Annotated in this window: 12 protein-coding genes; 10 read left to right on the top strand and 2 right to left on the bottom strand. The window is 40.9% G+C overall.

Going from position 1 to position 16,371, the window contains the following annotated elements; genetic code table 11:
• On the bottom strand, positions 1-2,038 hold a 2,038-nt coding region (locus GX756_01160; GenBank protein ID NLC16478.1), incomplete at its 3' end, for an ABC transporter ATP-binding protein.
• A 439-nt stretch (positions 2,039-2,477) separates the two neighbouring features.
• Here GX756_01160 and GX756_01155 point away from each other — a divergent pair.
• From GX756_01155 to GX756_01125, 7 genes are all read left to right on the top strand, one after another.
• Positions 2,478-3,665, top strand: a complete 1,188-nt coding sequence (locus GX756_01155) for a hypothetical protein (protein ID NLC16477.1) — start codon at positions 2,478-2,480, stop codon at positions 3,663-3,665.
• A complete protein-coding gene (locus GX756_01150; GenBank protein NLC16476.1) occupies positions 3,662-4,555 on the top strand; it encodes a nucleoside hydrolase in 894 nt (297 codons plus the stop codon). The genes GX756_01155 and GX756_01150 overlap by 4 nt, the downstream gene beginning before the upstream one ends.
• Entirely contained in the window at positions 4,552-5,772 is a 1,221-nt protein-coding gene (locus GX756_01145) for a cellulase family glycosylhydrolase (GenBank protein NLC16475.1), read from the top strand. The genes GX756_01150 and GX756_01145 overlap by 4 nt, the downstream gene beginning before the upstream one ends.
• Positions 5,769-6,971 (top strand): FAD-dependent oxidoreductase, encoded by a 1,203-nt coding sequence (locus GX756_01140; protein ID NLC16474.1) that lies wholly within the window; start codon positions 5,769-5,771, stop codon positions 6,969-6,971. The genes GX756_01145 and GX756_01140 overlap by 4 nt, the downstream gene beginning before the upstream one ends.
• 78 nt (positions 6,972-7,049) lie before the next feature.
• Complete coding sequence (locus GX756_01135) at positions 7,050-8,045, top strand: LacI family transcriptional regulator (GenBank protein NLC16473.1); 996 nt, start codon at positions 7,050-7,052, stop codon at positions 8,043-8,045.
• Between the two features lie 80 nt (positions 8,046-8,125).
• The gene (locus tag GX756_01130; GenBank protein NLC16472.1) at positions 8,126-9,700 is read left to right on the top strand and encodes a glycosylase; all 1,575 of its coding nucleotides are present in this window, start codon (positions 8,126-8,128) and stop codon (positions 9,698-9,700) included.
• Between the two features lie 100 nt (positions 9,701-9,800).
• Entirely contained in the window at positions 9,801-10,205 is a 405-nt protein-coding gene (locus GX756_01125; GenBank protein NLC16471.1) for a hypothetical protein, read from the top strand.
• Between the two features lie 124 nt (positions 10,206-10,329).
• Here GX756_01125 and GX756_01120 read toward each other — a convergent pair whose 3' ends face one another.
• Positions 10,330-11,112, bottom strand: a complete 783-nt coding sequence (locus GX756_01120; GenBank protein NLC16470.1) for an AraC family transcriptional regulator — start codon at positions 11,110-11,112, stop codon at positions 10,330-10,332.
• 214 nt (positions 11,113-11,326) lie between these two features.
• Between GX756_01120 and GX756_01115 the strand changes: the two genes are divergently transcribed.
• From GX756_01115 to GX756_01105, 3 genes are read left to right on the top strand one after another with little or no spacing between them, the layout of a single operon-like run.
• The gene (locus tag GX756_01115; GenBank protein NLC16469.1) at positions 11,327-13,126 is read left to right on the top strand and encodes a sugar transporter; all 1,800 of its coding nucleotides are present in this window, start codon (positions 11,327-11,329) and stop codon (positions 13,124-13,126) included.
• A 57-nt stretch (positions 13,127-13,183) separates the two neighbouring features.
• Positions 13,184-14,422, top strand: a complete 1,239-nt coding sequence (locus tag GX756_01110; GenBank protein ID NLC16468.1) for a glucuronate isomerase — start codon at positions 13,184-13,186, stop codon at positions 14,420-14,422.
• A gap of 14 nt (positions 14,423-14,436) precedes the next feature.
• Entirely contained in the window at positions 14,437-16,365 is a 1,929-nt protein-coding gene (locus GX756_01105; GenBank protein ID NLC16467.1) for a glycoside hydrolase family 2 protein, read from the top strand.
• Positions 16,366-16,371 lie beyond the last annotated feature (6 nt).

Genomic DNA, 16,371 nt, shown 5'->3' with positions numbered 1-16,371 from the left:
CTTCTTCATAATCTTTATACCATTGAGGAGCGTCGTCTGCTTGATATTTTCTTTCCATTTCATTCCTTAACCAATCTGAATAGATTGTGGCGGGGATAATGATTTGGTTTGGCTGCAGTTTGGTTTTATTTCCGTCAAAGAATATTTTGTTGTCTTCCGGCACATCGTCGTATTTTAAAGCGCTTCTTACGGCAAGTTTATTACTTTCTTCAGTTTCCAATTCAAATTCTATATGCGCGTTATATAATTCCAGGCCGATATTTTTGGTTCCCATTATATGTTCGGCGAAATCTTCGCAAGTAAAAATCATACCGTGGTAACCATACATAACGGTTTGCCGTAACTCTTCAAGCTTTATATAATAAGAAATGTCTATCGTATCAAAATTGTTCAATAATTCAAAACGCTCAAAATCAAATTTTGTATCAATAACCGCTGTAATGATAAAGTCCATATCTCCAAAAGATAACATTGGGTTTTTATTTAAAAAACTTTCTATGCTGGTAATTTCCTCGGCTTTTATAATCAAACCGCGATTATTATTATATCCGCAAGTTTTGAATAAGTTGAAAACATATTGACTTATGGCTATTTCGTTATGATTATCGGGCAATGTCCCTGTATAAGTATAACTAAGATCATTTACATCATCTTGAGTTATTTCATAAAAACCGCTCAAAGATATTTCGCCAAAAGCCCCCCCATATAAACCTGATATTTGGGATTTATCATTAGCGTAATTAATAAAATCAAGATATAAGTTTTGCGGCTTGTATAAACCTTTGAATTTTAGTCCTGTTTTGTCGTTTAGTAGCTGAATATCTTCATCTTGCGCAAATAGGTCAATAGAGTAATTATAATCATATTCTTCTTCGTATATGGTTTTTTGTTTTTGCAAAACATAGGTGTCAATCTTGCTGTCAATAAAAGACCTGGTCGTCGCCGCATATTTGTCATAAGAACCCATTGTGTCCGTAAGCCCCGCCATTGTAAAAGCGACGACGGACAATAATATGGTCAAAACCAACCTAAACGGCTTGGACTTAAGCCCGCTCGCGCCGATTTTAAAAGAGTTTTTCCAAGGCAGGCGGCTTTTGATCAGCCTAAAAGACTTGTCCTTGCTGATATGAATCTTGCTCTCGTCGGTGTCTTTAAAGGCTTCCTTGTTGCCTTCTGAGTCAATTCTCGCGAATTTTTTAAGGTCCTCGTTGGCTCGGTCGTCTATTGATATTATGGCGTTATGGTTTCTGATATAATTATTGATAAGCGCCACGTCTTCGGCGGTTAGTTGGTAGCCTTTTTTGACCGAGATAATCTTATCGTCCACAATGCTTATAAACGGGTTTTTTCTAAAGCTCGGGGCCAAATATTTTTCTATGTCGCTTATGACTTTGCCGTCTTTGAACTCTATGACCCTGTCGCCGTAAAACTCGGCGTATTCCCTGTCATGCGTTACGACAATAACCAGCTTGTCTTTAGACAGCTTTTTTAATGTCTCAAAAACTTGTATGCCGGTCTTGCTGTCTAACGAGCCCGTGGGCTCGTCCGCTAGGATGATCTCGGGGTTTTTGACAAGGGCTCTTGCTATAGCCACGCGCTGCTTTTGTCCGCCGGATAATTCAGTAGGCCTTCTGTCGCCATAGCCGACAAGGTCAACCTCTTCCAAAATCCTGTTAATTTCTTCGTTAGTCGCTTTTTTGCCCTGAAGTTCCAAAGCAAGCCCTATATTCGCCCCTACGGTAAACTCGTTTAAGATATTAAATTCTTGAAAAATAAAACCCAAATATGTATTGCGGTAGCTGTCAAAATCGTTTTGGGTAAAGTCTTTGCTGGATTTCCCTTTGATTATTATCTCGCCAGAATCGCATCTATCAAGTCCGCCCATTACATTAAGAAGGGGGGATTTTCCGCTGCCAGATTTTCCAAGAATAAAGACCATTCCTTTTTCGGGGAATTTGAGGCTTACATTGTCCAACGCCTTTACAGGCACGCCCTTTTTGGGCTTATAAATTCTGGTGATATTCTTTACTTCTAACATAGCTAAAACCCCTTATATATATTCTTAATATACCCATAGTATATTAAATCATTTGCAAAGTCAATTTTTGTATAAAAATTATCATAAGCCTTAAGTTCATTTTTTAATAAAACCTAATAAAAATCCAAATATTGCGCTCTTTTTAAAAGTTATTTTTCTTATAACTTTAAAAAACCGCGAAAAATATAACTTAAAAAATAACCCAACTATCAGGGCAGGGGCGCTTAAACCAAACAACCATACAAAACGCAAGCATTGCAGGATAGTTAAAAAAATAAAAAAACAACATCTTCAAATCCATTGTTTTTATGGCGGCGATATGGTATAATCCAATGTAAACGATTACATTTTATATAAAATTCCCAAAAAAAGCGCTGATAAAATAAAAATAATAACAATCTTATGATATACCTAAGATAAAAAAGGGAGAGAAAAACAAATGAAAAACTACAGGGAATTTTATTTTGGCGTATGCGAAATCTTTGAGGGCGCGGTTGACCCCGCGGTTGATCCTAAACAAACCGTGGATTTGGTAATTAAAACGGGCTTTAAGTCCATGCGGCTTTGGATGCACAACAGCGATTTGCTAACTTTGGACGATTGCGGCAAACCCGTTTTAAGACCTGACAAAATCGCGATGTATAAGGAATTGATTGGGCAATTAATCAAGGGGGGAGTTACCCATCTTACGGCTATGAGCCACAGATACCTATATCCAAAAAACTTTGCCGACAGCCCCGCCGAAAACACCTTTCCCTCTTACGGCAGCAAATTTTATATTCCCTTCATGGAATTGCAGGCGCAAAGCTATGAGTTGATAGCCAAAACTTTTCCCGAAATCAAATTTTGGGAAGTAGGCAACGAAGTCAATGTGGATAGATTTGTCGCCAAATTGGGTTATGACGAAAACAACGCTACGCCCGAAACGACCTTTACTGTTGACGAAAAAGCGCAGCTTGTCACGGACTTGTGCTATTATTGCGCGCTTGGAATAAAGACCGCCAACCCTCAAGCGCTGGTCGTGATGCCGTCGCCGGCGGGTGATCGGTTTGTCGCGGCGGATTTTATAGACAGGATTTATGTCAACATCTTAAGCGGCAAATATCCCACGGGCAGAACGCCGGATGCTAATTTGAGAAGCTATTTTGACATTTTATCGTGGCATCCCTATAATTTTAGCGGCGATTCGGATTATTTGGTTGAAACATGCGATTATATATATAATGTAGCCAAAAAACATCAAGACGACGGCATTAAGGTATTTATTACCGAATACGGATATTATGACGACGACTTGGTCAAGTTTGGGTTGCCGAGGCGGGATTCGGACGTCAGGCAGGCGGGATGTTTGATAGGCGATTTGGAAGCGATCAAGCAAAGATTGCCTTATGTTGAAACGGTGCATATTTTCAGGCTTTTGGACTGGGAGAAGGGGCCCGGCATGGAAAAGACTTTCGGGCTCTATACCTCGCCGCAGAGTAAAACAGGCATAATCCCTAAGGCCAAAGGCGTTATGGTCTATAAATATCTAAAAGGCGCAAACGCCGACACGAGATTGTTGTATAAATACGCTAAGCTAAATATCCAAGACGACAAAAACTTATTTAATAAGGAAGCAAACAAATGAAAACCAAAATCCCGATAGTAATTGACACCGACATAGGCGACGATATTGACGATATTTGGGCGCTGGGGCTTGCTATCGCCTCGGATATGTTTGACATCAGGCTGGTGTCCGTTTGTTACGCCGATATAGAATATAAAGTAAGAGTGGCTTATGATTTTTTGACCAAGACAGGTAATCAAAATACCGCCTTGGCCAAAGGAATAGAATTAAAGCGCAACGACAGCAAGCCGCATTACGGGCGCGTTAAAGACTTAAAACCAGACGCGTTACAAGACGCGCCCGCTTGCATAGCCGAGCAGGTCAAAAAAGGCGTCCAAAACATAATAGCGCTAGGTCCGCTTGAAAACATAGCCCGATTCGTTGCCCAATACAAAGACCTAAAAGACCAATGCCGCATTATCATAATGGGCGGGAGCGTTTATCAAGGCTATATCAACCAAAGCGCTCCATGCGCAGAGTATAATATACGATGCGCGCCCAAGGCGTTTCAAACCGTTTTGAAGTCGGGGTTTGAAATAGTTTTGGCGCCTTTGGATGTTTGCCGCGATTTTATAATAGACGGGGAGTATTTCGCGGCGCTAAAAAATTCTTCCAATATAGTTATCAAGACTGTGCTTGATTATTACCAAGAATGGCACCAAAATTATATAGGCGGCGCGATTAAGTATGACAAAGACGCCTCAAGCGGAATTTTGTATGATATTTTGCCGATATTGTATTTGATGGACGCCGAAAATTTTATTAAGGCTGACATAAAAATCATAGGTACCAAAAATGGCTACACAATACCAAGGTTTTACGGGCGCAGGGTAAAAGCGCTTTTGGGCTTAAAAGACAAAGAAAGAGCGCTCTCTTATGTTACGAACATATTCTTAGGGACGGCAAAATGAAAGAAATAAGTTTTGGGGCAAATTATGTTCCTTCTTCCGATTGGTATTTTGAATGGGGACAAGACACGGAAAGTTACAAGGACGATTTTAGCGCGCTCAAAGAGATAGGCATACGGCATTTAAGGCTTCAATTACGCTGGGATTTGTTCCAGCCCGAGCCCTATAAGGTAAATACTATATATATGGAAAGGCTTGAAAAGGTATTGGACCTTGCCCAAGAGATTGGGCTTGAAATAGAACTGGCGGCTTTGACGGGTTGGCTAAGCGGGCTTTGGTTTTTGCCGAAATACGCCCAAAAAGGCAATATATTTACTAACGGCCAAACAATAAAAGGCGAACTGTTTTTTCTAAAACAATTATCGGCCTTTTGCCGGCATCCCGCGTTTTACGGGCTGGACATCGGCAACGAGATAAATATGTATGCTTACTATAACGCGCCCAAAAGCAATTTTTCGCAAGAGGAAGGGGACGATTGGCTTAAGGTTATCCAATCTTTTTGCAGCGAGCATTACCAAAACAAAAGCGTGGTTATAGGCTGCGACCACCAGCCGTGGTTTGAGGATAAGTTTTTTTTACGAAGAAACCTAGCTTCTTTCGGAACTGCGACGGCGTTGCATACATGGATAGAATTTACGGGCGCGACAAGATATCAAGGCGGGGCGTTTTCCAAGCAATCTTTGCATTTGGGCGAATTTTGCGCATTTTTAGCCGAGGCGTATTCGCCTGAACTTGATAAAAAGATAAATATCCAAGAATTCGGCATTTCAAAACTGTGGCTAGCCCAAGGTCAAGATATTGAGGAATTTGTTTTAAGGTTTATAAAAAACACATTGCGCTGCCCTCAGGTTGACCGTATTACTTTTTGGTGTTCCCACGATATAGACAAAAAATACGAGGTTTTTGACGAGCTTGAATACGGGCTTGGCTTGTTTACTGTCCAAAACAAGTTAAAGCCCGCGGGCAGAGCCTATCAAAAAGCGATATCATTGTACAAAAACACAAAAAACGGACAGCCAAGCAAAACGGCGATATTGCTTGACGACAGCTTTAAGCAATCCAATAAAAATTTCGGCTGGTATTTTGGGGATAAGTTTTTTAAGCTAAAAGAACAGGGCGAAGACTTTGTATGTTTTATAACGCAAGAAAACGCCCAAAATAACGAATACCTAAAGGCCAAAAATATCGCCAAAATCATACGACCGCGGGAGATTTTATGAAAAACAGTTTTGATGTGATAGTCGCGGGCGGCGGGCCGGCGGGATGCGCCGCGGCTTTGGCGGCGGCAAGAAGCGGCCTTAAGACGCTTATTATAGAAAGAAACAGCTGCCTTGGCGGAATGGGCGCGGCGGGGCTTGTGCCGTCATGGTGCCCGGTCCATAAAGAATTATATTCGCCCTTGATATTGGAAATCTACGAGGCAAGCTTCAACGCGTTGACAATAGAATACGGCGACAAGGAAGAATGGGCGCCCATTAACCATGAAAACTTAAAAGTAATTTATGAAAAAAAGCTTCAAGACGCGGGCTGCCAAATTTTGCTTTGTTCCAGCCTAACGGACGCTAAAGGCGGAATAGGCGATAGAGAAGTTGCCGTATGGACGGGCGAGGGGTTTGTCAAGTTTGGCGCGAGGATACTGATTGATTTCACGGGCAACGCCTTGCTGTCCAGGTTATTAGGCGCAAGGTTGTTGGAAAGCAAACATAAACAGCCGTCCACATTATGTTTTGTCCTAGCCAATGTGGACGACAGGCTATATGACGAAGCTTATTTGCACGCCAACAATCCCCAAAGCCCGATTTACAAGATTATAAAAGACGATAACTTCCCCAATATTAAGAGCGCGCATTTTTGCAGCAAACAAATCGCGCGCGGCGTTGTGGCTTTTAACGCCGGCTATATAGAAAATATTGATGTCAACGACGGGTTCTCAGTCAGCCAAGGCCTTATTCTAGGCAGAAAAATGGCCCAAGAATATCTATCGGCCCTAAAAAAATATACAAAAGCCTTTGACAACGCGGTAATTATTTCCACAGCCGCCGCGTTGGGCATAAGGGAGAGCTATCGCGTCATGGGCGAATATGTTCTTAGTTTGGACGACTATATCAACAGGCGAAAATTCCAAGACGCCATAGCCAAAAACGACTACTTTTTGGACGTGCATTCCAAAGAGCTTAACGAGTTATATTTAAAACAAAACCAAAATAATAACGACTATTTTAAAAACTACCAAAGAGGCGAATATTACGAAATACCTTTGCGATGTCTTATTCCCAAAGGCTTTCAGGACCTTTTGGTCGCGGGACGCATAATCAGCGCCGATGAGTATGTCCAGGGCAGCATCCGCGCCATGCCCGCGTGTTTGGCGACGGGCGAGGCGGCCGGCAAAGAAGCCGCCAAAAGATTGGGAAAAACATAAAAATATTTAGAATTTATATTTACAAATAAAAAAATTTATGATATAATGTAAACGATTACATAAAGGGCGCAAAACATAATGACCATTAAAGATGTCGCAAAAAAGACCAATTATTCCGTGGCGACCGTTTCGCGGGTAATAAACGGCGACTCCAATGTCGCCCCAAAAACACGCGAAAAGATTTTGGCTGCCATAAAGGAAATGGGTTATGTGCCCAACCTTTTGGGCAGGAATTTGCGCCAGCTTGCCAGTAATGTCGTGTATGTCTTGTTGCCGTCAATTAACAACTCGTTTTATTCCAAGATAGTCCAAAGCATAGAAAAAGAATCCATAAAGACCGGAATAAGCATAATGATTTGCGAAACTTATAACGAATACAAAAGATACAAAAATTTTATGGATTCCGTTAGAAAAAAGCTGGCGGACGGGATTATTTTGATTTCGCCCGGCAAGCCCGAGGTTGTCCCCAATTTTGACGATATACCGGCTGTTGTGTGTTGCGAGTCAAATAACTTTAATTGCAGCCAAGTTGATATAGACAACGAGCAAGCCGGTTATGACGCCGTGAGCCACTTGATAGAGATAGGCAAGAAAAAAATAGCTTTTATCGGGGGCAACTTTACTTCCAGCCATTTGCGAAAACAAGGTTATATGCGCGCCTTGCAAGAGGCGGGACTTGAAATTATACCCGAATTGATTTTTGATAACGAGTATTACGATTATGAGGACGGCTTAAGGGCGGCCAAGCAAATCTTGGGCTCCAACCTAAAACCTGACGCTATCTTTGCGGTAACCGACCAAATAGCTTTTGGGGTTATAAAAGTATTCTTAAGGGCGGGACTTAAAATTCCTCAAGATGTGGCTGTTTGCGGTTTTGACAACTTGACATACGCCAAGATGAACAACCCTTCCCTTACGACCATTATGCAGCCCAGGGAAGAGTTAGGGGCGGAAGCATTTAGACTTTTGTATGCCAAGTTAAAAAAATCCCAAACAAAAAACAAAACAATTATCCTAAAACATAAGCTGATAAAAAGATACTCAACCACAGGCGTTGAGGAGGAAGATATTTAGTAGCGTAATCGCGAAGAGGATACTTAGGAAAAAAAAGAATTCGCAATAATGGGACATTATTAAAGGAGATATCATTATACATGGCTAGATTGCAAAAAAAGGAATGGCTAAAAAACGCGGTTTTTTATCAAATTTACCCCACCAGCTTTTATGACAGCAATGGCGACGGCATAGGCGACATAAACGGAATTATTCAAAAATTGGATTATGTCCAAAAACTCGGATGCAACGGAATATGGCTTAACCCTTGTTTTAAGTCGGCTTTCAGGGACGGCGGCTATGATGTGATTGATTATTATAAGGTTGACCCTAGGTTTGGAACCAACGAGGATTTGGTTAGATTGTTTGAGGCCGCGCGCCAAATGGGCATAAAAGTCATATTGGACTTGATCGTAGGCCACACTTCCGACCAATGCGAATGGTTTATCCAGTCGTCCAAAAAAGAAAAAAACGAGTATTCGGACTATTACATATGGACGGATTGCGTATGGGAAAACCGTTTGGATTATAAAATGGTAAACGGAACGGCCGAGCGCGACGGCAATTATATAACAAACTTTTTCGCCTTCCAGCCGGCTTTAAATTTTGGCTTTGTCAACCCGCAAAAGCCTTGGCAAAAGCACTATTTGGACAAAAGCTTTGAAAAAATGCACGATTTGGTTATAGACATAATGGAATTTTGGCTGGGCAAGGGCGCGGACGGGTTTAGAGTGGATATGGCGGACTCGCTTATAAAAGGCGACGACAACGGCGAAGCTAACGCTTGGCTTTGGGACAAATTAATAACGCGCATTGAGCAAAAGTATCCCGACGCTATATTTGTTTCAGAGTGGTGCAATCCGCCCGTTGCCGTGGCAAAAGGCAAGTTTGACATAGATTTTATGATTCATATCAGAGGGCAGGGATACAACAGCCTGTTCAGATACGAAAAAGATGTCAAAGCCTACGGGCCTTACCAAGGGCAAAGCTATTTCAGGAAAAACAGCTCGGCGTCTTTTGAGCCTTTCGCTAGCGAATATTTGAGCTATATAAGCGCTTTAAACGGAAAAGGCTATCTAAGCATCCCGTCGGGAAATCATGACTTGAGCAGAATAAGCATCGGAAGGACGGACGAGGAGATAATTGCGGCAATGGCCTTTGTGTTGACTATCAAATCAGTCCCTTTTATTTACTACGGCGATGAGATAGGCATGCGCTATATAGAAGGCTTGTCAAAGGACGGCGGATATGACCGCACGGGCAGCCGCACGCCTATGCAATGGGACACGACAAAAAATAAAGGCTTCTCGCGCGCCGACCAAATCTATCTTCCCGTCCACGACGACGACAGATATACGGTGGAGCGTCAAGAAAAATGCGGCGGCAGCATTTTAAACTACACAAAAGAATTAATAAACATAAGAAAAACATATTCAGCGTTATGGGCTGACAGCGAAATAGAGTTTTTGTCCGGCTATGAGGACGATATATTGGTTTACTCAAGAAAGAGCCAAACCCAAAAAATGCTTGTTTGTATAAATTGCAAAGGCGCGAAAAAATCAATGCAAATAACAGCCAAAAATTTCAGCGTCATAAGCAGCCTTAACGCGCAGGCGGATTATAATAGCGTTTGTTTTGCAGATACTGGTTATATTATCCTACTTTTAGAAGATTAGCCCAAAAAAAGAACATAAAAATATTCAAGGCAAAGACCGCCAACCCCACGACCATAACCGTGATTATACTGACGAGCCGATTTATCCCACTATAAGGTTTTTGAAAGAGTTTATCAAATCAAAGCCATTATTATATGGCATTGATTTGCATTGCCCTGCGAAGTATTACGGAATACATGACCATATGAGTTTAATCCAGATGGAAGCGCCGTATAATACCGCGCAAGAGATATTTTCCTCATATTTGGAAAAACAAAACCAAAAAGACAAATGCAGCATCCAATATTTGCCAAAAAACAATATCGTCCACGGCAAAGATTGGAATCTTGGCGCGCCCCCGACATTTTCGAGATTTTGCGGCAAATCGGGCGCGAAACTGGCTTTTACTTTTGAAGTGCCTTATTTTGGACATAGACAAGAACCTTATATGCCCCAAGAATTAAGAGAATTCGGCAATAGTTTTGCAAAAGCTCTTATCGGCTATTATAACGATACCAATAACTAAAATAAGCCGTTAAGCAATGGTATAATCATATTCCAAATAAATAGACAAACACGGTCTTTAAGAGCGCGCTTTTAATTAAAAATATAGTTTTTTAAAAAAGCTTTATTTAATTATTTTAATTATTTTATTTTTTGGTCTTGCTTGGGGGATAGCCCATGACATCAATGAAAGAACGATAAAAGGTTGAATATTCCAAAAAACCGAATTCTTCGGCGACTTTGGTAGGCTTATGCCCGCGTCTTATTAATTGATTGGCGGCTATTATTTTTTTTGAGCGTATATATTTCATAATCGGCGTCCGCATATATGTTTGAAACTCTTTATATAAATGCGATTGCGAATAATGGAATTTATCGCATAGCTCTTCTATTGTGATATTTTTTCTTATATTTTCATTGACATATTGGATTATTTTTGTAATGCGCTCGTCCTCGTCGCTTACCACAACCTTTTGTTTATACTCGGTGTGGCTAAGTCTAATGAGTATTTCTGATATAACATTGGAAAAAAGGATTTCCAATTCCATCGGATTAAAATCGCGATACAAAGAATCCAGCTTCTTAAAAAGTTGGTCAATACAAGGAACGGAAGAATAAAAAGCGCTGCGATTAATAAAAAAATCTTTCAAAAAATCAGGCACAAGCTCGTCTTGAAACTTCAAAACATATCTTTCGTAAGGCGCCCTTTCCAAAAAAGTTATAAAGTGATGCACGCCGGGCTGGATAAGCAAAATATCCCCAAAACTCATCACCTGCTTTTCTTCTTCAACCGTAAAAAAAGCTTTGCCTTTTATAAAATAATACAATTCATAAAAGTCATGATAGTGTTTGACATACTCTAGGGACGGTTTTGGAACGCGGTCATATTTATGCGCGATATCCAAATCGTTATAAACATACCTAAACATTTTTGCTTTTGTAACTTTTTTATTCTTTTGTTTTTTTGTGTTTTATTTTATTGCTTATTTTTAGTTATCATTGCCTATTTTAATATTATTTAGTAAAAAATGCAACCTGCTTTAATAAAATTTGCAATTGTCTTTATAATTCAATATGATAAACTATTAAAATGATTGACTAAAAATTTAAATCAATAAATGGTTATAATAATAGGGTGAAAATATGGAACAAGCTAATACTTTACAAAACCAACAATCAAAATCAACCAACATAGGAAAAAGGTATCAAATAATCCTTTTCCCCTTTAACAACGCGGCAACCAATTGCTATTTCGCGTTGTTGACATTTATCACATATTACGGCGGTTATTATCTCAGCGGAAGTTTTGTGGGCGGCGTTTTGAGCGCCGCGGCGATGGCCGCTCTTACCATAGCGCTATCTTGGGTCGTAACCGCTATGAGAATTTTTGACGGGATAACCGACCCCATAGTCGGCGCGATGATTGACAAAACCAACGGGAAATTGGGCAAATTCAGGCCTTATATGATTGTTGGCAACATCATGATGGCTTTGTCCATTTTGGCGATGTTTTTCCTTATAAGGCCTATCCAAGCAAGCTGGCTGCGCTGGACATTATTTATATTGTGCTATGTGGTTTGGGTCTTAGGCTACACCTGCCAATGCGCCTGCACCAAGGCGGGACAAACATGCATAACCAACGACCCCAAACAGCGCTCCCAATTTGTCATATGGAACATGCTGGGCATGATAGGCTCTATTGTCTTGGTAAACTTAATAGGCAACGGCCTGTTGCCTATATTTATTAAGCCTGTTGACGCCGAAAACGGTTTTGGCGCCCAATATAATCCCCAGTTTTATAATATTTTGGTGCCCATAGTGGTTTTGGTTTCGGCGTTTTACACAGTATTGGCGTTAATAGCCATTTGGAAAAAAGACAGGCCCGAATATTGGGGCATTGACGCCCAAGGCGAACCCGCAAAATTTAGGGATTATATAGATTTAATTAAACATAACAAACAAATACTATGGCTCGTCCTTTCGGCCGGATGCAATAAATTGGCATCCACTATCGCGACATCGGGCACGGTCGCAATCTTGGTTTATTATATAATGATGGGCAGTTACAACGGTTTGTATCTTCCTATGTATGCCTTATCGTTTGTTTTTATGGCAATTTTCTTTTTTATCGGAACAAAAACAGCCGGCCAAAAAGGCCAAAAACGCGCCGTAACTCAATACACGGCGATAGCGTTTTTGTTTTATATAGGATTGGTTGTGTTGCTTAGCGTCTGGGATCCTAACAACAGCGCTACCCATCTTTCATTGATTCATTGGCGAGATGACGGCAGCATTTATTTTAAAACCAATCTAATAACTATAATCTGGATTGTGCTTTTTGGCTGCGGATACGGCGCTTATAATTTATGTTCTGAAATGTGCATACCTATGATTGCCGATTGCACGGATTACGAGACATACCGTTCGGGAAGATATGTGCCGGGCATTATGGGAACGCTGTTTTCTTTGATTGACAAGCTTGTATCGTCCTTCGCGACATTATTAATAAGCGTGTTCACGGTTTCAATAATACCCGCCCTCAACGGCAAGTTGCCCAGCACGGGCCTTGACTTGACTAATTTTGACTATACGGGCGTCAAGCTGTCTGCCATAATTTGTTTTTGTTTGCTGCCCATGATAGCTTGGATTGTCACTCTTATTTGCATGTATTTTTACAGACTAAGCGGCGAAAAGCTAAGGGAAATACAAGCTGTCAACGCCGTTAGAAAAGCCGCGATAGCCGGAGGCATGCCCAAAGAAGAAGCGATGAAAACATGGCAAACCATAGACCAAGTGCCGGCCGAGTATGTTCAAGACGCGGCAAAAACCCAAAAAGAAAACATAATGGACAAAATCTATAACAGGATATGGGGCAGAAAAGAAAAGACCAAAGCCGCGCCTTCGGCGAACGCTATCCAAATCCCTCCCCAATACCGCAAATAAAATAATTGTTTTTTTTAAAAAAAAGCCAGATAATTAACTTGGAGCTAAACATTGCTTATGACTAAGGATTTTTTGCTGTATAATCAAACTGCCGTGTCGTTATACAATGATGTAAAAGATTTGCCTATAATAGACTACCACTGTCATTTGAGCGTCGGCGATATTTTGGAAAATAAGCCTTTTGAAAATATCAGCCAATTATGGCTGAGTTCGGACCATTACAAATGGCGTCTTATGCGAATGGCGGGCGTTGAAGAGCATTACATAACGGGCGACGCCCCTGATAGCCAAAAATTTGAAAAATATATGCAAACGCTCGTTTACGCGATAGGCTCGCCGTTATACCATTGGAGCAAAATGGAGCTTAGCAAATATTTTGATGTTGACGACGAATTGCTCCTGGAAAATATAAATATAATTTACCAAAAGGCGAACCAAAATATAGCCCAAAAACAATTAACCCCCCAAAAAATATTGCAATTATCCAATGTGGAAAAAGTCTGCATTGTGGAAGATGCCCTAAATTGCGACCTTAGCTTATACGAAAAAGTAAAAGACCTCAATTTAAATACTTCTATCAGTCCTATAATAAGATTGGACAGCTTGGTCAAAAAGAGTCTAAGCGAAATTGAGCAAATTTTTAACCCGTTGCTTGAACGATTTATTCAGGCTGGTTGCGTATCCTCGGACATCGGGCTTGAATACATAGACGAAAACGACGACGACACTATTGAAAAATTGAGTTTCTTGCTGGACCAATGCTACCAAAACAACCTTATCGTCCAAATCCACTTAGGGCCGATGCGCAACAACAATGGAAAGATGTTTGATATTTTAGGTTGCGATTCGGGCTTTGACAGCATTTCAGAAAAGCAATATTTAAGCGGGCTAAAATTAGTCTTTAACAACATACAAAATATAGGCAAGACTGTCATTTTCAACCTAAACCCCGCGGACAACGCTAAAATAATAACCTTTGCCGGAAATTTTGCGGGCGGCGGCATCAAGGGCAAGGTCCAACCCGGCGTGGCGTGGTGGTTTAACGACAACCTAGATGGCATTATGGAATTTTTTAAGGCTGTTTCCAACATGTCGTTGCTGTCTTCAAGCGTTGGAATGCTTACGGACAGCAGGAGCTTTTTGTCTTATGTTCGCCACGACTACTTTAGACGGATTTTGTGCAATTATATCGGCGAAATATCGGAAAAAGGCCAATTTACAAAAAATTATGGCGTTTTAAGAAAAATAGCGCAAGATATATCTTATAATAATGTAAAGGAATTTTTTAATCGCTAAAACAGGAGGATAAGATGAGAAAGGTTTTTAACATAAACAATGACTGGAAATTTATCAAACAAGATGTGGGCATCTCGGCTGTTGAGCATACGGCGGGCGAAAAAATCAATTTGCCCCATACTTGGAACGGAAAAGACGGCCAAGACGGCGGCAACGATTATTACCGCGGCGTTTGCTGGTATATGCGCGAATTGGACAAGCCCGAGTTAAAAAACGATGAATTGGTTTATATAGAATTCAAGGGCGTTAACTCGTCGGCCGAAGTTTATGTCAACGGCGAATATATAGGCCGTCACGACGGCGGATATTCCACTTTTAGATTTAATATTACCAATGCAATCAAAGAAAAAAACATAATCGCCGTGGCCGCTGATAACAGAAAGACTAACAAAGTCTATCCCCAAAAAGCCGATTTTACATTTTACGGCGGAATTTATCGGGATGTAAATATAATTATAGTTTCCAAAAACCATTTTGACCTAGACTTTTTTGGTTCGTGCGGCGCCAAGATTGACGCTACTGTCCAAGACAATAACGGCCTTGTGGATATAACGCCTTATATAATCGGAGAAGGGCAAATAGCCGCGACTATTTACGACGCCCAAGGCAAAGAAGTCGCCTCAGGCGCCGAAAAATTAGAGATAAAAAATGTTCGCTTATGGAACGGCGTAAAAGACCCTTATCTTTATACGATAAAAATTCAACTAATAAATAGCGGCGTTGTAGAGGACGAAATCGTAAAAAACATAGGCTTTAGAACTTTTCATATTGACCCAAATGAAGGCTTCTTCCTCAACGGCCAAAAATATCCTTTGCGCGGGGTTTGTCGTCATCAAGACAGGCCCGAGATCGGCAACGCCATATTAAAAGAACATCACGAAGAAGACATGGAGCTGATACGCGAAATCGGAGCGAATACAATCCGCTTGGCCCATTACCAGCATGACGATTATTTTTACGATTTGTGCGACAAATACGGCATGGTTGTGTGGGCAGAAATTCCTTATATTTCCAAACATATGAGCGAAGCCAACGATAACGCGATTCAGCAAATGAAAGAACTCATTTATCAGCATTATCACCGTCCCAGCATCGTATGCTGGGGATTGTCCAACGAAATCACGATAAGCCCGGCCGGCAAGGACAGGTATGATTTTCATGTAGAACTTAATAATTTGTGCCATGAAATAGACAAGACCCGAAAGACAGCCATAGCGTGCTATATGCCTTGCCGAATATCAAACAAATTAAATAGAATTCCCGATTTGGTGTCATATAACCTTTATTTTGGCTGGTATTTGCCTTGGACTTGGCTCGCGGGCTGGAAACTGGACGCTTACCATAGAAAATACCCAAACGAAATAATAGGCCTGTCCGAATACGGCGCAGAAGGCATGCCCAATTTACACAGCAAGACGCCCATAAGGGGAGACAACACCGAAGAATATCAAGCCATATATCACGAAAAGATGATAGACATAATCAACAAGCGCGATTATTTATGGGCTACCCATATATGGAATATGTTTGACTTTGGGTCTGACGGACGGAATCAAGGCGGAGAACCCGGCATGAACCATAAGGGCTTGGTAACATTTGACAGAAAGACCAAAAAAGACAGTTTTTATCTATATAAAGCTTATTGGTCGGACGAGCCTTTCGTGCATATTTGCTCAAAACGGTTTGTCAACCGCACGGGCAAGACGACCAAAATCAAAGTTTATACCAATCAAGAGCAGGTAAGCCTATATAATAATGACAAGCTTATAGCGACGCAACAAGGGCGTTATATATTTGAGTTTGTTATTGAAATGGAAGAGGTTAATAATATAAAAGTTATAAGCGGGAACTTGACGGACTCTTGCGTAATTAAAAGGGTAAAGAAAAAAGACCGCTCATACATACTAAGAAGCGCAAGCAATAACAAAAGCTGGGAAAAGTAAATTAGG

The organism is Clostridiales bacterium (assembly GCA_012512255.1).
Lineage (GTDB): Bacteria > Bacillota > Clostridia > Christensenellales > DUVY01 > DUVY01.
This window is presented reverse-complemented; position numbering and strand designations above follow the sequence as displayed.